General features: G+C 43.6%; 18 protein-coding genes. 14 read left to right on the forward strand and 4 right to left on the reverse strand.

What is annotated here, in order from left to right; translation table 11 throughout:
• The first annotated feature begins 49 nt into the window (after positions 1-49).
• The 5 genes from mreC to NIT79A3_RS04420 all read left to right on the forward strand — a co-directional run bounded on the left by mreC (position 50) and on the right by NIT79A3_RS04420 (position 5,645).
• The gene (gene mreC / locus NIT79A3_RS04400; protein WP_013965052.1) at positions 50-940 is read left to right on the forward strand and encodes a rod shape-determining protein MreC; all 891 of its coding nucleotides are present in this window, start codon (positions 50-52) and stop codon (positions 938-940) included.
• Positions 921-1,472, forward strand: coding sequence for a rod shape-determining protein MreD (mreD, locus tag NIT79A3_RS04405; RefSeq protein WP_013965053.1), 552 nt, complete (start codon positions 921-923; stop codon positions 1,470-1,472). Before mreC ends, mreD begins: the two co-directional genes overlap by 20 nt.
• Positions 1,469-3,382: a penicillin-binding protein 2 gene (gene mrdA / locus NIT79A3_RS04410; protein ID WP_013965054.1), complete on the forward strand. Its 1,914-nt coding sequence runs from the start codon at positions 1,469-1,471 to the stop codon at positions 3,380-3,382. The genes mreD and mrdA overlap by 4 nt, the downstream gene beginning before the upstream one ends.
• 206 nt (positions 3,383-3,588) lie before the next feature.
• Positions 3,589-4,689: a rod shape-determining protein RodA gene (rodA, locus tag NIT79A3_RS04415; protein WP_013965055.1), complete on the forward strand. Its 1,101-nt coding sequence runs from the start codon at positions 3,589-3,591 to the stop codon at positions 4,687-4,689.
• Positions 4,686-5,645, forward strand: coding sequence for a septal ring lytic transglycosylase RlpA family protein (locus NIT79A3_RS04420; protein WP_013965056.1), 960 nt, complete (start codon positions 4,686-4,688; stop codon positions 5,643-5,645). Before rodA ends, NIT79A3_RS04420 begins: the two co-directional genes overlap by 4 nt.
• A gap of 626 nt (positions 5,646-6,271) precedes the next feature.
• On the opposite strand, the gene NIT79A3_RS04425 is transcribed toward NIT79A3_RS04420, so the two are convergent.
• From NIT79A3_RS04425 to nadA, 4 genes are all read right to left on the reverse strand, one after another.
• Entirely contained in the window at positions 6,272-7,054 is a 783-nt protein-coding gene (locus NIT79A3_RS04425; RefSeq protein ID WP_013965057.1) for an HAD family hydrolase, read from the reverse strand.
• Between the two features lies 1 nt (position 7,055).
• Complete coding sequence (locus tag NIT79A3_RS04430; protein WP_013965058.1) at positions 7,056-8,099, reverse strand: L-threonylcarbamoyladenylate synthase; 1,044 nt, start codon at positions 8,097-8,099, stop codon at positions 7,056-7,058.
• Between the two features lie 56 nt (positions 8,100-8,155).
• A complete protein-coding gene (gene clsB / locus NIT79A3_RS04435; RefSeq protein ID WP_013965059.1) occupies positions 8,156-9,328 on the reverse strand; it encodes a cardiolipin synthase ClsB in 1,173 nt (390 codons plus the stop codon).
• Positions 9,329-9,449: 121 nt separating this feature from the next.
• Positions 9,450-10,547, reverse strand: a complete 1,098-nt coding sequence (gene nadA, locus NIT79A3_RS04440) for a quinolinate synthase NadA (RefSeq protein WP_013965060.1) — start codon at positions 10,545-10,547, stop codon at positions 9,450-9,452.
• 370 nt (positions 10,548-10,917) lie between these two features.
• On the opposite strand from nadA, the gene lptC reads away from it, so the two are divergent.
• The 9 genes from lptC (at position 10,918) to NIT79A3_RS04490 (ending at position 17,687) form a co-directional block, all read left to right on the forward strand.
• Positions 10,918-11,484: an LPS export ABC transporter periplasmic protein LptC gene (gene lptC, locus NIT79A3_RS04450; RefSeq protein ID WP_013965061.1), complete on the forward strand. Its 567-nt coding sequence runs from the start codon at positions 10,918-10,920 to the stop codon at positions 11,482-11,484.
• Entirely contained in the window at positions 11,481-12,011 is a 531-nt protein-coding gene (gene lptA, locus NIT79A3_RS04455; protein WP_013965062.1) for a lipopolysaccharide transport periplasmic protein LptA, read from the forward strand. Before lptC ends, lptA begins: the two co-directional genes overlap by 4 nt.
• Positions 12,012-12,055: 44 nt before the next feature.
• Entirely contained in the window at positions 12,056-12,778 is a 723-nt protein-coding gene (lptB, locus tag NIT79A3_RS04460; RefSeq protein WP_013965063.1) for an LPS export ABC transporter ATP-binding protein, read from the forward strand.
• Positions 12,779-12,832: 54 nt separating this feature from the next.
• Positions 12,833-14,281, forward strand: coding sequence for an RNA polymerase factor sigma-54 (locus NIT79A3_RS04465; protein ID WP_013965064.1), 1,449 nt, complete (start codon positions 12,833-12,835; stop codon positions 14,279-14,281).
• A 19-nt stretch (positions 14,282-14,300) separates the two neighbouring features.
• Complete coding sequence (gene raiA / locus NIT79A3_RS04470; RefSeq protein WP_013965065.1) at positions 14,301-14,630, forward strand: ribosome-associated translation inhibitor RaiA; 330 nt, start codon at positions 14,301-14,303, stop codon at positions 14,628-14,630.
• A gap of 123 nt (positions 14,631-14,753) precedes the next feature.
• On the forward strand, positions 14,754-15,221 hold the full coding sequence (locus NIT79A3_RS04475) for a PTS sugar transporter subunit IIA (RefSeq protein ID WP_013965066.1): 468 nt from the start codon (positions 14,754-14,756) through the stop codon (positions 15,219-15,221).
• Positions 15,208-16,167, forward strand: a complete 960-nt coding sequence (gene hprK, locus NIT79A3_RS04480; protein ID WP_013965067.1) for an HPr(Ser) kinase/phosphatase — start codon at positions 15,208-15,210, stop codon at positions 16,165-16,167. The genes NIT79A3_RS04475 and hprK overlap by 14 nt, the downstream gene beginning before the upstream one ends.
• A gap of 71 nt (positions 16,168-16,238) precedes the next feature.
• The gene (locus NIT79A3_RS04485; protein WP_013965068.1) at positions 16,239-16,853 is read left to right on the forward strand and encodes a flavin prenyltransferase UbiX; all 615 of its coding nucleotides are present in this window, start codon (positions 16,239-16,241) and stop codon (positions 16,851-16,853) included.
• Between the two features lie 216 nt (positions 16,854-17,069).
• Positions 17,070-17,687 (forward strand): hypothetical protein, encoded by a 618-nt coding sequence (locus NIT79A3_RS04490; RefSeq protein WP_013965069.1) that lies wholly within the window; start codon positions 17,070-17,072, stop codon positions 17,685-17,687.
• Positions 17,688-17,780: the final 93 nt, after the last annotated feature.

The raw sequence follows: 17,780 nt of genomic DNA on the forward strand, positions 1-17,780 counted from the left end.
TTTATAGACTGACTCAGACACAAAACCAGATTCGTAAATACTGGACGTAATGGAAACAGCTCCTCAGTTTTTCAGACATGGCCCAGGTCCGTTTGCACGGCTGTTTGTTTTCGCTTTGTTATCCTGTTTACTCATTATTGGGGATACGCGTTTCAAATATTTTCCGCAATTGCGCCAGGCTATTGGTGTGGTTATTTTTCCATTGCAGAAGATTGCCTATATCCCAGCCAATATTTATGATCAAGTAGAGGAATTTATTGCCAGTTTCAACTTACTGGAAGAAAACATAAAACTGAGGCAGCTCTATCTCGAGAACCGGGAACAATTACTAAAATTAGCTTCACTGGAAGCTGAGAATATTCATTTACGCAATTTGCTCGGAGCGGTGCAGCAAATTGAAACCAAAACCAGAACTAAGACAGTTCTGGCCGAAATTTTATATACCCCGCGCGATCCGTTTAATCATAAAATTACCTTGAATAAAGGCAGTCAACATCATATTCAACTCGGCCAAGCTGTCATTGATGATAAAGGCATCGTTGGACAAATCACACAGTTATATCCTTGGTCATCCGAAGTGACACTGCTTACCGACAGGGATCACTCCGTTCCCGTGCAAGTCGTCCGTAACAGTTTACGCTCTGTCGTTTCAGGTACCGGTAAAAATAACCAATTGGAATTGCGTTATCTATCGGTAAATACTGATATTCAGCAAGGCGATCAGTTGGTCACTTCTGGAATCGGCGGGGTCTATCCGCCCGGTATTCCTGTTGCGACAGTATTGCGAATTGAACGAGACCCTACGGGTGATTTTGCCCAGATTATCAGTACACCGGTTGCCGGCGTGGACCGGAACCGGCAAGTTTTAATCCTGTCCCTGATACAGCCGGAATCCCATGATGCTTTAGAGATGCCTAAAATTGAATCCGGAAAGAAATAAAGACGACAGGTCAAATAAGGATAATTACTTTGGACAGGATGTGTATGTTCCTGCCAGTAATTGGTTTATTGCGGCAAGTTTAGTTATGGCTTTGATTCTTAATTTCCTGCCATTGCAAGGGGATATATTGATATTTCGCCCTGATTTCGTAGCGATTGCCATAGCCTATTGGAACATTAATCACCCGCACAAAATGGGAATGGGTGTGGCTTTCGGCATGGGATTAATGATGGATGTCGGCAACACCGGTATATTGGGACAGCATGCTTTAGCCTATTGTGTCATTGTTTACCTTACATTAATTTTCGGGCGGCGATTACGGTTATTTAATTCGATGCAACAAGCCCCACAGATTGGTTTGATATTATTGATCATGCAGATAGTCATTGTTCTGGTTGCAACCTCAGGCGGCTCAGCATTACCCGATGGGCAATATTTTCTTGCGGCGCTGTCGGGTACCTTGCTTTGGGCACCCGGTTCTTACCTATTATCGATGCTCCTGAAACAAAAATCAGATCCTGATGCGTTATGAAACGACATGTAGAACTGCGAAATCATCCTGTCGAATTACATAAATTTCGTTTTCGTCTCGCCGTTAGCGCTTGTTTTGTACTTGTTCTTTTCTTGATACTCTATGTGCGTTTCTATTATTTACAGGTTTCTCAACAAGAACACTATCACACGCTGGCGGAAGCAAACCGTATTTCCATTTCGCCGCTGGTTCCCAATCGCGGCTTGATTTATGACCGCAATGGCAGGGCCCTGGCGCAGAACTATTCAGCCTACACGTTAGAAGTTATCTCCAGTAAAATCCAGAATCTTGAATCGACACTGGATGAGCTGGCGACAATTATTGAAATAACAGCCACTGACCGTCAGCGGTTCAAGAAATTGCTGAAGGAAAGTAAGCGATTTAATAGCCTGCCGATTCGCAGCCGTTTGACGGATGTGGAAATCGCAACTTTTGCGGCTAATCGCTACCGGTTTCCTGGTATTGAAATCAAGGCACGTGTGCTGCGTCAATATCCGGAGAAAGAAATTGTATCGCATATCATTGGCTACATCAGCCGTATCAATGATCAAGATCTTGAGCAACTGGAACGCAATGAAGAGCTCAATAATTATCGAGGTTCTCAGCATATTGGGAAAATTGGCATTGAACAGAGTTATGAGAAGCAATTGCATGGCGTTACCGGTTTCGAGGAAGTAGAAACCGATGCGGCGGGCCGCTCCATTCGTGTTTTGTCACGTACACCATCCATTCCGGGTAATAATTTGATCCTTTCGATCGATCTCGGGTTGCAGGAAGCTGCAGAAAAAGCTTTTGGCGACCGTCGTGGCGCATTGGTTGCATTGGACCCGAATAACGGCGAGGTGCTTGCTTTCGTCAGCAAGCCGGGCTATGACAATAATCTTTTTATCGGCGGTATTGATCAGGAAAACTGGAATCTGCTGAACAATTCGATTGATAGGCCACTGAACAACCGGGCATTACGGGGTGTTTATCCGCCTGGATCAACCTTTAAGCCTTTTATGGCATTGGCGGCGCTTGAGCTCGGGAAACGCACACCGGAATATAGTATGAGCGATCCCGGATACTTCTCCTTGCCCGGTGTGGAGCGCCGCTATCGCGATTGGAAACCGGGTGGTCATGGTCGAGTTGATTTGCACAAATCATTAGTTGTTTCATGCGATACCTATTATTACAGTCTTGCCAATGATCTGGGGATAGACAATATACACAACTTCATCGGTCAATTTGGATTGGGTAAAAAAACAGGTATTGATATCGAAGGTGAGGTTTCTGGTCTTCTGCCATCGTCTGCCTGGAAAATGAGTCAATATAAGCAAAAATGGTATGCCGGAGATACTATTTCTGTTGCAATCGGTCAGGGCTATAATCTGACCACACCTTTACAGCTTGCTTTTGCCACGATGATCATCGCAAATAATGGCAAAGCTTATCTTCCCCGTCTGGTAAAGCAAATACAAAACAGTGAGACCGGGAATGTCGAGGATATTCCCGAAAAGCTACTCTACAGTCTGAATTTGAAACCCAGAAATCTTGAAATAGTCAAGAATGCATTGGTTGATGTCACACGCCCCGGAGGTACTGCTGCAAAAGCTGCTATCAACGCAAGTTATACCTTTGCAGGTAAAACCGGCACATCACAAGTGATCGGCATTAAGCAGGGCGAACGGTACAATGAAAAATCTATTAATGAGCGTCACCGTGACCATGCCATGTTTATCGCTTATGCGCCAGCAGATAACCCTAAAATTGCACTGGCGGTACTGGTTGAGAATACTGGCACCGGCGGTTCAACCGCAGCACCTATTGCCAGACAAGTATTTGATTATTATTTATTAGGGAAATTGCCTGAAGCGGCTGTTGCAAAATTAAATGAGCCAGTTGAGGAACATATTCATGATCATCTCTAACAGGCTGTTGAAAAACTATCTGCGTTGCTGCTGCGGTGTTAAAAACAGAGTCAAAATGCTCATTTATTAAGCATAAAGTGCGCTTTTTCGCCTGTTTTTGCCTTGCATCGGCTGCCTCGAAAACGTTTTTCAACGGCCTGCTAAGGGGTAGGGTAGGCGATTGGTTAAACAATCCATTAAACGATGACAGCTGACTAAATCTAAGCATGATAGAAATTAAAAAAATCTGGCACTATCTCACACGCTATATGGATAGTTTTCTGTTGATCGGAATACTCACATTAATGGCTGTGGGGTTGATTGTGCTCTACAGTGCTACAGGCGCAAATATGAGTAGAGTCAGTAATCAAATCATCAACATGCTGGTGGCCTTGGTGATCATGTGGCTGGTTGCCAATATTCCTTTGCAACAAATCATGCGCCTTGCACTACCGATGTATATAGTGGGACTCGTCTTACTGATCGGTGTTGCCTTGTTTGGAGAAATCAACAATGGCGCGAGGCGCTGGCTCAATATCGGGGTGACAAGAATTCAACCATCCGAATTGATGAAGATTGCCATACCGCTGATGATGGCCTGGTATTTCGATAAACACGAAATCACCTTACGGCTAAAAGATTATCTGGGTGCAACGGTTCTGTTAATGTTGCCGGTTTTGTTGATCTTGCGGCAACCGGACTTGGGCACCGCATTATTAATTACGGCCAGCGGTTTTTATGTATTGTTTCTGGCTGGATTATCATGGCGCATTATTGCCGGATTGGTGATAGCGGCAGCGGCTAGCCTGCCGGTATTTTGGTCGATCATGCATGATTACCAGCGACGGCGTATTATAACATTGCTTGATCCTTCACAAGATCCGCTGGGAGCTGGTTATCACACCATACAATCATCCATCGCGATAGGTTCTGGCGGTATTGTTGGTAAAGGGTGGCAAAATGGCACACAAGCACAATTGGATTTTTTACCGGAACAAAGCACTGATTTTATTTTTGCAGTTTTCTCCGAAGAGTTCGGCCTCATTGGTAATACCATACTATTATTCTTGTACTTAATAGTAATTGGGCGTTGCATGGTGATTACGGCCAATGCCTCGACACAGTTTACTCGCTTGATTGCTGGATCAATTACACTGACTTTCTTTACGTATATTTTTGTTAATATGGGAATGGTTAGTGGTATCCTTCCCATTGTAGGCGTTCCGCTTCCACTCATCAGCTACGGTGGTACATCAATGGTGACAATGTTGCTCGGATTTGGTATTTTGATGAGTATTCAAACACATCCTAAACTAGTCAAAACATGACAAACACTTTTCTCCTATTTCAGAAAGCTCGCAAATATTTATCTGGATTATCTGCACCGGTTATTGGATTAGCATTGGCAATGGTCTTTGCATTGCTGACAGCATGCAGCAGTATGCCGCAAAATAAAGGTGCGTTGCCACAAAAAGACGCATTTTCTGCTTCAATATCTCACTCAGGCCCAGGTCCGGTAGCTAGAAAAGGAGGGGGATATTATCTGGATGATGGTCCGGGTGATAATCCGCCTCCTAATCTGCATTTGGTTCCAGATCCCGTACCCAGAGTTGAATCGCTTCGTCCGGCCAATATGCAGCCGTACGTTGCACTAGGGAAAAATTTCAAACCGATGACCGAACTACGTCCCTATAAAGAGCGAGGAACCGCTTCATGGTATGGCCGCCGCTATCATGGAAACAATACGGCATCGGGGGAGGTTTACGACATGTATGCAATGACAGCGGCTCACCCGACGTTGCCGTTACCTAGCTATGCCCGGGTAACCAATCTGGAGAATGGCAAATCAGTGATTGTGCGTCTGAATGATCGCGGACCATTTTTAGCGGATCGCTTAATCGATCTTTCTTATACGGCAGCTTATAAACTCGGAATACTGGCTGGTGGGAGTGGTCAGGTTGAGGTTGAAAGCATATTGCCTGGCGATACACCGAGACTGGCTGTTTCTAAACCATCGGCATCACTGCCTGTTGCGGATAGTAATGCAGAAATGAATATGGTTTACCTGCAACTGGGCGCATTTGGCTCATCGGACAATGCACATAATTTTCTTACACAGGTACGGAAGAAACTTCCGTGGCTCAACGATACGGTCAGTATTACCAGAAATAATGGTTTGTACAAAATTCATGCGGGTCCCTATCCAGATCAGGTCGTTGCTCAGTTGGCGGCTAATTCGATTACGCAACAGCTTGAGATAAAACCTGTGTTGGTGATCGATTGATAGAGACAAAAAAATCCCTATTGCAAGCAATAGGGATTAAAGGGCCTCGTCATAAAATCATTCATCACAATCAGCTGGTCAAATGTAAAACATCTTCCTCAGTAAAGGCATCGCTACATTTTTTACATTCCGGCTTCGATGTTCTCGAATCGATTGCGATTACATGATTTCAAGTTTAATACCTACTGAGTAGCTTTGAAGATGAAAACAGAGAGGGAATATACCGCTATATTTAAATTATAACTGTGACTTTTAGCACACGCATGCAGAAGTTTTGTCTTGCTATCAGCTCGGCCAGGACAGAATTACTTTCTTTAGAAAGACTTAATCGACTGTTTCCGGAATTTTTGTTATATCAGGCGGGGGATAGTTGCGCCATCTCTGATCTTCACTCCATGAAGCTATGGATTTCATGAAAACCGGCATACTGCAGCAATCGGATTTTTATTGTGTTTTACTTTTTAGGACTCTGTCGGACTTAAGGCTAATTTACAGCGCAAATGAGGCAACGGTTCGTATTTACTCAATTTCTTATTGCTTAGTCTCGCTATGCGCCTCAAAATTGAGTAAATATGCGCTCGTTCTCCCACTTGGTTCGCAACGATTGCTTAAGTCCGGCAGGAACCCTAGTTATGATGGTTAAATAGGCTGCTGAGTAGTCTATAATCAACCCACCCTCTATCAAAAGTTTTGATGCTTTTGATCTTTGTAAACACTTGGGACGGTTCGCCAAGATCTGATAAAACTGCAATTGCGCCATTAAAATCTTGTGAGCGGGTGTAACCACTTACCGTGATAAGCGTAGGGAGGTTAGCAGCCAGAGCTGACTTCAAACCATTTTCCGAATCTTCGATAGCGATACATTGTTGCGCGGTAAGTTTAAGTTGATTGAGTACCCATTGGTAAATATCGGGTGCCGGTTTTTTCATCGGCACAATATCACCGGCACCGATCACGTCGAACCAGCCAACCGATTCTTCGCCCAAAGTCGATTTTAGCAGCGCGGTAACATTCTCCATGGTCGTTGTTGTTGCAATCGCGATTTTTATTTTTTCCTGGCGCAACTCATGGATTAATCGCGCGACTCCAGGGCGTAATGGGATGCTACCGGTTTCCATCAATGATTCGAAATATTTAGTTTTGGTTTTGTGTAAGCTGATAATCCAGTCTGTTAAATCGCTTTTATTGAGTGTGGCCGGAACATACCTTTCTATATAATAGCGGATTCGTTCTTTTCCGCCAGTGACTTGTAATAGTTCACCATAAAGATCTATATCCCAATTCCAGTCCAGATTAAATTGTTTAAATGCTGCATTGAAGGCAAGACGGTGGCCATCTTGCTCAGTGTCAGCAAGCGTGCCATCAACATCAAAAAGTACGGCTTGAAGTTTATTCTGTGTATTTGTCATCTTAATTCTGTTTATTATCAAATGGATTATAGCTGGCGCGTTGCAGGCGATCCGTAATGGCTAACCAGCTTGGATGATCAGGCGGTGCCTCTATTATCATATAATCAAATGCTGCTTGATCAAACTGGCGTAATTTTGCATAGAGTTGCTGGCCATAAGCGATTGGATCCGAAGGCATGGAGAATTGTTCAATAGATTGATCCGAAGGTTGTGATGGAGCGATATCAGACCATGTCATGACCAACACTCGCAAGCCTTGTGCAGCTAAAGCTAAAGCGCGATCCCATATGTGTTCCGTAGAATATATTCTTAAGGGCGTTGCAGGCGCGTAGTGGGCTGGTAATGATCCGGATGTACGTATCATCTGGCTGGTGTTGTGCGCTAATATAACCGGATCCTCCAGCACGGATTCCAGTGCGGATACCGCGATTCCACCCGGCCGCAGTATCATCGGTGATTGATCATGAAAACTGATGATCGTACTTTCCAAGCCTACTTCACAGGCGCCGCCATCCAGGATCATATCGACCGCCGAACCCAACTCCTCGCGCACATGTGCCGCTATAGTCGGACTGATTCGTCCAAAACGGTTTGCAGATGGTGCTGCAAGCGCTTTTTCCGGTCCCAATGCAGCAAGTAGAGCCAGTGCAACAGGATGAGCCGGTATGCGCAAGCCCACAGTATCTTGGCCGCCGGTAACGCTATCGGGTATGTGGCGGCTGCGTTGCAGAATTAGCGTGAGTGGCCCGGGCCAAAAATGATTGGCTAGCTTCCAGGCAGAATCCGGTATTTCTTCGGCCCAATAATGCAAATCGGAAATATCGCCGATGTGAACGATGAGCGGGTGATCAATCGGCCGCTGTTTTATTTTGTAGATTTTATTGATGGCATCCGGGTTGGTGACATCTGCGCCGAGGCCATAAACCGTTTCGGTAGGGAAAGCCACTGTGCCGCCTGCATTCAATACCTGAGCGGCTGCAGTAATCTGATCCTGCTGCTTCGGTGTCAAATTGGGCCTATTTTGTTTGTATTGCGTGTGTTCCATTCGTGTGGTGATATTTCTTGATTTCCGAATTAAATGAAAGTGGTTCATTAATGAAATCACGGTATATTGTCATGCCAATCATAACCGAGCACGCCCTGCATCATACGTACGATATAAAAACTCAGCCAATTCACAACATAATTGCGCCATGAGAAGAAGTTTTTATGTGTGGACGTTACTGCTATGGATTCTTCTGTAATCGCGGTTTTTAAACTTGTTCTGAGTTCAAGCGCAAATTGATGATCTTCAATGATGATATTGGCTTCGCGCGCGAGCAGTAAACTGAAAGGATCAATGTTGGAAGAACCCACGGTTGCCCAATGTTGATCAATAACCGCTACTTTGGCATGCAAATAGCTGCGATTATATTCATAAATTTTTATCCCGGCTTTCAGCAAATTTTCATACAGTGCCTGGGTTGCATGGTACTGCAAACGATATTCAATTTTACCTTGCAATAAGAGCTCAACAGTTACACCACGTTGGGCGGCATTTTTTAGCGCGTTACTAAACTTTCTTCCTGGTAGAAAATAAGCGTTGGCGATAATGACTTCGGTATGTGCCTGGTTGATGGCATCTAAATAAGCGTGTTCAATGTCATGACGATGGCGCCAGTTATCGCGTATCAAAAATGCGGCTTTTTGATTTCCGCAAGGTTTGTCAGCCGGTTTTATAGTAGCCGGGATAACCCAGCGTTTCTTTAAATGCACCCATGCGACCAACATCCATAAATGCTTCATCGCTTTATGTATCGGAATAAGCAACGGGCCTTTAATAACAACAGCGTAATCAAAACGTGGTGTTAGTTTTTCCGGATTATGCTGATCGTCAATGATATTGATTCCACCGGCGAAAGCGATTTGTGCGTCAACAATGACTAATTTGCGATGCATCCGGCGAAGACGATAGCGACGGGGCATTGAAAAAATAATTTCAGGCCGGAATATCAGTACTTTCATGCCGGCCTTAAGCATGCTGTCAATTTCTTCTCGCGGAAAATCCTGCGAACCGAAGCCATCCAGCAGCAGGTGTACGGTTACGCCACGTTGTGCAGCACGTTTTAAGGCCGCTGAGATTTTGCTGCCAATCGCGTCGTATTCAAAAATATACGTTTCAATATGTATTTCAATTTGCGCTTTTTCTATTGCTGCTTCTAATTCCGGGAAATATTCATCGCCATTGTGCAGCAGGGTTATGCGGTTATTATCAACAAAATGAAGATTTCTCATGTAGGGTTTAGATTCGTTGATAGTGCAGCATGTACCATTATGTGCTGGTTAGCGCCGGAAAAATCTTTTCGGGCGTATGGCTCACGATTTGCAGATTCTTAGGCACTGGTTATAGGTGTCGCTATGAAATCTTCAACATTCTATCCAACGCTAATTTTGCAAGCTTGGCTTCATCTTGTGGGACTTTGATCTGATTCACGACATTGCCATTGACCAGGTTTTCCAGTGCCCAAGCCAGATGCTGCGGATCAATTCGTGCCATCGTCGAACACATACATACCATAGGTGACATAAACTGGATAATTTTTCCTTTGGATTTGAATTCTTCAGTAATCCGGCTGACCAGATTGAGTTCAGTGCCAACTAACCAGCGTGTGCCGCTTTTTGCTTCTGCAATGGTTCTAATGATGTATTCCGTAGATCCGACGTAATCGGATGCCTTGCAAACTTCAAAACTACATTCCGGGTGAGAAATGACGATACCATCCGGGTATAGATTGCGGAAACGAATGATGTGTTGTGGCTGAAACATTTGATGAACTGAGCAATGGCCTTTCCAGAGTAAAATTTTAGCTTTCTTAATTTGTTCAACGGTCAGTCCACCCATTGGTTCATCAAAATTCCATACCGGCATTTCATCGAGTGGAATGCCCAATTGATGTCCGCTCCAACGGCCGAGATGTTGATCAGGGAAAAACAAAACCTTTTCCCGTTGATTAAATGACCACTGTAGAACCTTACCGGCATTACTGGATGTGCAGACAATACCGCCGTGCTCGCCACAAAAAGCTTTAAGGTCAGCCGCAGAATTAATATATGTGATCGGAGTGACCGCTTCATCGGGATCCAATATTTCTGCAAGCTCGCGCCAGGCACGCTCGACATTGGAGAGATTGGCCATATCTGCCATTGAACAACCGGCAGCCATATCGGGTAAAATAGCAATTTGTTCCGGGCTGGAGAGGATGTCCGCCACTTCAGCCATAAAATGAACCCCGCAGAAAACCAGATAATCAGCGTCGGTTTGTGCTGCAAGGTAAGAAAGTTTTAAGGAATCACCCGTTAGATCGGCATGGCGGTATACATCTGCACGCTGATAATGGTGCGCCAGAATAACAGCGTGTTTTCCCAGAGTATTTTTGGCCGCAATAATACGCCGTGCGCATGTTTCATCCTGTAACTGATCATATTTTTCAAATTCAAAGGCTTCTTGATGCATTGCGATTCTATTCTTCCCGATGGTTTATCAAATAATGCACATTACTCTATCCTAAGATATGGATTCATGCATGACATTTAAAGAGCTATTGAAAACTTGGTACAAGAATCGATTCGTTAAATGGAGATTAGTGTTCTGTTATAATTTAAAAAAGTACATTTTTTTAATCGATAGGGTTAGCAGGTCGTTGAAAAACGTTTTCGAGGTAGCCGATGCAAGGAAAAACAGGCGAAAAAGTGCAGTTTATGCATGATAAATGAGCATTTTGAGTCTGTTTTTAACACCGTAGCGGCAACGCAGATAGTTTTTCAACGGCCTGTTAGATGGATACCCAATATTCTGGGATTAATGAAACGGGCAGTATTTCTAAATGGTTAATCGCCTACATATCAGTTCTCCTTTGATTCTCCTAATTCTTCTTGCGTTATTGACGTTTTGGCTGGATCGGATAACCCGGCCATCTGAACCGATTGGAGATAATAATTTATACGTCAATCCAGACTATATTGTAGAAGACTTATCCGGTATTCGAATGGATCACGAGCGGGAGATTCAGCGTAAATTCACAGCTGAGAGACTATTTCACTTCCTCGACGAAGAGGTTACACAGATGGAGCAAGTAAGTTTTATTAATACCGAACCGGAAAAACCGCTGATGCGGTTGAGCGCAGATCGAGCTGAAGTGAAAAGTAAAGGAAAGAATATTTATTTAACGGGAAATGTAACTGCAATCAGAGGAGCTGATGATGAAAAGAGTAAAATCACTTTAATGACTGATTTCTTGCATCTTATTCCAGACGAGAATCTGGTTAAGACAGATCACGCGGTGACTATTTCAAGATTGAATACCACGATTCATTCGACCGGTCTGGAATTCAATAATCGTATTGGGGTGATACAGCTCCTATCAAAAGTAAAAGCTGTGAATAATAAATGAAACTAATTATCGCTATAGGCTTGTTTGGTTTGTGCTTTACCCAATTTGTCTGGGCTGAGCGGGCGGATCGTGAAAAACCGATCTATCTGGAAGCTGATCGTGCAACCGTTGAAGATGTGAATCGTAAAGAATCTAACCGGGTCAGTGTATTTACCGGAAATGTGATCCTGACGCAGGGAACCTTGCGGATTAGTGCTGACAAAGTGATTATGAAAGAAGATTTGCATGGATTCCGGTATGCCACAGCCATTGGAGATCTTGTTAGTTTTCGTCAGAAACGCGATGGTCTAAATGAGTATGTTGAAGGATGGAGTCAGCGCGCTGAATACGATAGTAAAACGGATAAAATCGAATTGTTCCGGCAGGCACGGTTAAAACGTGGTTCCGATGAAGTGCAGGGTGATTATATTTCCTATGATATGAAGACTGAATTCTTTAAAGTGATTGGCAGTAAGGAGCGTGGAGATGAAACAGGCCCGGACAAGCGTGTGCGGATAACGATTCAACCTAAAAACAAATCTGAATAACACAAAAAGCAACCCTAGATTAGAAACGGATGTAATCTCAAAGAATGAGCGAATTAAAGGCCAGTAATTTAAAAAAACGCTATAAGTCGCGCACTGTGGTGCAGGATGTTTCTTTTTCAATCAGCAGCGGTGAAGTGATTGGATTACTCGGACCCAATGGTGCCGGAAAAACAACCTGCTTCTATATGATCGTTGGCTTGGTGCCTCTTGATGGCGGCGGGATACATCTGGATGAGCAAGATTTAAGTCAATTGCCGATTCATCAAAGAGCAAAGCTTGGATTGAGTTATTTGCCTCAAGAAGCATCCATTTTCCGGCGTTTGACTGTTGAAGAGAATATTCTTGCGGTATTAGAGTTGCAAAATTTGGATGAAGAATCGAAACAGCGGTGTTTAGATGACTTATTACACGATTTGCATATTGGTCATTTGCGTAATAATTCTGCAATCAGTTTGTCGGGAGGTGAGCGCCGCCGTGTCGAAATAGCTCGTGCACTGGCATCGCAACCACGTTTTATTTTACTGGATGAGCCCTTTGCAGGCGTTGATCCGATCGCTGTTGTGGATATACAGAAAGTCATTTCTTTTCTTAGAGAGCGGAAAATTGGCGTATTGATTACGGATCATAATGTTCGAGAGACGTTGGGGATTTGTGATCGAGCTTATATCATCAGCGAAGGTCACGTGCTGGCTCAGGGTAAGTCTGAAGAGATCATAGATAATGAAAAGGTCAGGGAAGTTTATTTGGGAGAACACTTCCGATTGTAAAATAACGAATGCATTGAAGTTGAATCATTTAGCAATTGCTGCTTTTCCAGAATCATGAAGCCGACACTCCAACTAAAGTTATCACAGCAACTTAGGCTTACCCCTCAGTTGCAGCAATCTATCCGGTTGCTGCAATTATCAACGCTTGAACTAAATCAGGAGATTGAGCGGATAGTGCAGGAAAATCCATTGCTGGAGTTGCGTGAGGACTGGAATGCTCCTGTGGCCGAGAATACATTCGAACATCCAGAATTTTCTGATGATGTGGCAGATTTTGATAGTGTGCCACCAGAAGCGGCGGTTTCTGAAGTTCAAGCAGAGTCCGAGGAAAATTTTGAATCAGATTCTGAATGGCCGCAGGAAAACATTTTTTCTCATGGCACTTATGAAGATGATGATCATGAAGCGCCGCAAATACCGGCGAGACCATTAAGCCTGCGTGAACATTTAAATTTTCAGATTTGCCTGAGTCAAATTTCCGAGCGTGAGAAAAACATTATTAGCTTGTTGATTGATAGTCTGAATGAGGATGGCTATCTGCTGCAAGATTTGGATGAACTGATGGAAATGCTGCCTGCAGAACTGGGCATCAGTCTGCAGGACTTGCAGGATGCGCTCAAGTATTTGCAGCGCCTTGATCCATCTGGTGTGGGGGCACGTAATCTACAAGAATGTCTGGTACTGCAGTTGCAAGCGTTGCCTGATGATGCTTATCGTGACCAGGCAATAAAAGTTGTGCAAGAATATTTGGAAATTTTGGCATCGCACGATTTTGTCCAGATTAAGAGATTATTGGCATGTGATGATCAAAGTTTACGAGCTATTCAGAAGCTGATTGTTAATCTGAACCCTAAACCAGGCGCTCAGTTTAACTCTCAAAACGAACGCTATATTGTGCCAGATATTACGGTGACTAAAAAGAATGGAACTTGGGGGGCAAACCTTAATATGGCCGCAATCCCACGCCTTAATATTAATCATCTCTATGCTAACATCCTGAAACAGGAACATCATTCTTCGCGTGGGCTAGTAAGCCAGTTGAATGAAGCGAAGTGGCTGATTAAGAATATTCAGCAGCGCTCAAGTACAATTCTGAAAGTAGCCAGTGCGATTGTGGAACGTCAGCAGCAATTTTTTGAACATGGAGAAGTTGCTATGCGTCCGCTTGTATTACGAGATATTGCTGAAACCTTGAATCTACATGAATCAACAGTATCACGGGTAACTACACAAAAATTTATGTATACTCCGCGAGGTATTTTTGAACTTAAATATTTTTTTGGCAGTCATGTCTCCACGGATTCAGGAGGAGCTTGTTCAGCAACGGCTATCCGTGCATTGATCAAGCAACTGATACAGGAAGAGAACCCAAGGAAACCACTCAGCGATAACAGAATTTCAACTATTCTTGAACAACAAGGAATTGTTGTTGCTCGTCGAACCATTGCGAAGTACCGGGAATCAATACAAATTCCTGCAGCAAATCTTCGTAAATCATTTTAATCAGAAGAAAAGGAAGGATATGAACCTTAAACTTACCGGCAACCATGTGGAAATTACCGATGCCATGCGCGAATATGTCATTTCAAAAATCGGTAAAATTACACGCCATTTTGATCATGTCATTGACGTCAGTGTCATTCTGTCGGTAGAAAAGCTTAAACAAAAGGCGGAAGCGAATGTTCATGTGCGTGGTAAAGATATTTTTGTCGAAACTGACAGCGAAGACATGTACGCATCGATTGATAGTCTTGTGGACAAGTTGGACCGGCAGATACTTAAACATAAGGAAAAGAATCTTGAACGCCGGAACCACGGTGCATTGAAAAATCAAGATCTTGATGAACAATAGAAGATAATTGAGCATGCTTCTATTTTCATAGCAAGAAATGTTGATTCCTTCTGGAATCCCGCATAATTGTAGTCAAGAAATTGTACGCTTCATTATCATTTGAACGAAATAATCCTATTTTACATGAATCAAATTTCGCAATTATTACCGCTGTCCAATGTCATTGTCGATCTGGATGTTACCAGCAAGAAACGTGTTTTTGAACAAGCTGGATTATTATTTGAAAATACCAATCAGATTGCGCGCAGTCAGGTTTTTGATAGTCTTTTTGCGCGGGAAAAACTTGGCTCAACAGGTTTAGGACAAGGTGTGGCTATCCCGCACGGCCGCATAAAGGGATTGCGCGAAGCGGTTGCTGCTTTAGTAACAATGAAAGAAGCGATACCCTTTGATGCACCTGACGGTCAGCCAGTCAATATTGCCTGTATTTTGCTGGTCCCGGAGAAAGCTACTGACAAGCACTTGCAGATTCTTAGTGAACTGGCGCAGATGTTTAGCGATAAGCAGTTTCGTGAAGGAATTCTTCAATGCAGGGATGCTGCAAAGATTCATAAACTCATTGTTGACTGGAAACCGAATGTCGAAGATTAGTATCGCTCAGCTATTTGAAGATAAGAAGGAGAAACTGAAACTAACCTGGGTCGCGGGACAACGTGGTGGCAATACAGTGCTCAGTGATGAAGCGATTGCGCAATCTGGTCAGGGTATGATTGGTCATTTGAATTTCATCCACCCGGACTGGATCCAGGTGATCAGTAGTGATGAGATTCATTATTTAAACAAGCTGGATGCTGCTTCACTTGAGAAAAAGATAAACCAGCTGACACATAGTAACCTGGCATGTATTATCGTGGCGGATAATGCCGAGATACCTGCGTCTATCCTGAGTATGGCCAGTGCATTCGATATCCCTTTACTGCATTCACCTTACCCTGGTCTTGAAGTTATCTGGCTGATCCGCACTTACCTGGGAAGCGTACTAGCCCCTTCTTGTAGTTTGCATGGCGTACTTCTGGATGTATTGGGTATGGGGGTCATGATAACCGGTGAAAGCGGTGTCGGTAAAAGCGAGTTGGCCCTCGAATTAATAAGCCGCGGTCATGGTTTGGTAGCGGATGATGTCGTGGAATTGCGACGTATTGCCCCGGAGACATTGGAAGGCCGCTGTCCCCCAATGCTAAGAGATTATCTGGAAGTAAGGGGGTTAGGCATGCTGAATATACGTACAATTTTTGGCGAAACTGCAGTGCGGCGTCGTAAAAATATGAAGTTGATCGTTCATTTGCAGAATAGCGGTGGAGCAAACTCTGGTTTATTAGAACGACTGCCCATCAGTGATCTTAATGAGAACATTATGAATGTTGACATCCGTAAAGTCATTATTCCTGTAGCGGCTGGCCGGAATTTGGCCGTTCTCGTGGAAGCAGCAGTGCGAAATTATGTTTTGCAATTGCGGGGTATTGATGGCACGAAGGAATTTATTGAACGCCATGAACGGGAAATGAATAACGAATCGGCAGATAAAGACCAGTACTAGCATGGATGATTCGTATAGTTTCTTTTTGTAAGCCTCTTTCGGAGTGATTTCCCAAATCAACGTGGATTTAGATGAAAAATTCTCAGACGATTACTTTGGCATTGACCGGCGCATCTGGGATGCCTTATGGGATTCGTTTGCTTGAAATGTTGTTGCGGGAAGGAAAGCAAGTATACCTCCTGTATTCAAAAGTAGCGCAAATTGTTGCACAGCAGGAAATGAACTTGGCACTGCCTTCCAGTGCTAAGGAAGCGGAAGCTTTTTTTAATCGCCAGTACAATGCTCCGGATGGACAGTTGCGTGTATTTGGACGTGAGGAATGGTTTGCGCCAGTTGCTTCCGGCTCTAATCCGGCGGATTCGATGGTGATTTGTCCCTGTACCATGGGTACCTTGGCAGCTATTGCCGCAGGTATGAATCAGAAACTGATTGAGCGGGCAGCAGATGTCATGTTGAAGGAAAATCGCCAACTTATTTTAGTGCCACGGGAGATGCCGTTTTCTGCAATTCATTTGGAAAATATGCTCAAGCTGGTGCGTAGCGGTGCCGTTATCCTACCGGCGAATCCCGGTTTTTATCATCACCCGCAGACGGTGCAGGATATGATTGATTTTGTTGTTGCTCGTATTTTGGATCATCTGGGGATCATACATACCATGATTCCTCGTTGGGGAACAGAAAGCTGATCTACATTGAATAAGCATGATACTTTAGCTAATATCCGGCAATCTCATTAATACAACAAGACAATACCTGTCCGAGTATAAATACAAGACAACTTCAGGATAAATAGCCTATTTTTCTATATCTGTTTGTCAGATAGAATGTTCCCATATTGATATATTTTATTAAAAAATATAATTCCTTTGTCTTATTACTTAAACTGAGATGGGAGATAGAAAATGACGCGAATACTAGTAGTTACACTACTGTTGATTAGTTCGCACGCATCAGCCTTATCTACACAATGGATACCCTTAGGGGCAGCAACACGTCAAGGAAACCCAATCGATATTAATGGGAATCCAGTAATTGAATATAGAAATGCTGGGCGAGGTGGAATTGACTGGGATGTTACGGGTACTGGACCTAGAGGGGGATTGGGTGTAAGGGAACTGTGGTTGTTTGATAATTCAGCAGCAGGTATACCTGGAACGAGCGAAGCGACCACACAGTTTTCCGTAATCAGCAATAGTGTTGGTTTTATCATGGCTGGGGATCATAACGATGGCTTTGCCCAATTTTTTGTTGATAACATAGATGTTGGCACCTACGATATGTATCGAACAGGAAATAGAATTTTAGTAGTGACGGAATTAGATTCTATGGAACATTCATTAAGAATTGTACAACTCGGTCAACATAATCCAAATTCTACCAAAGGTGATGTCGCAATTTTTGGCGGTGCTGCATTCAATACCCCTATTGCTGCAATTCCTGAACTAGAATCATATGCGATGTTGTTGGCTGGATTGAGTCTACTGGGTTTCGTGGCACGTTACAGAAAACAAAACGCTTAACTTGCCTTTTAGATAACCACGCCAAAAGGCGTGGTTTGTATTTGTGGTTGCTGGTATTCTGGACCATATGCAAACCACACATATTTTGCTTCG

The sequence above is a fragment of the Nitrosomonas sp. Is79A3 genome (genome assembly GCF_000219585.1).
Classification (GTDB): domain Bacteria; phylum Pseudomonadota; class Gammaproteobacteria; order Burkholderiales; family Nitrosomonadaceae; genus Nitrosomonas.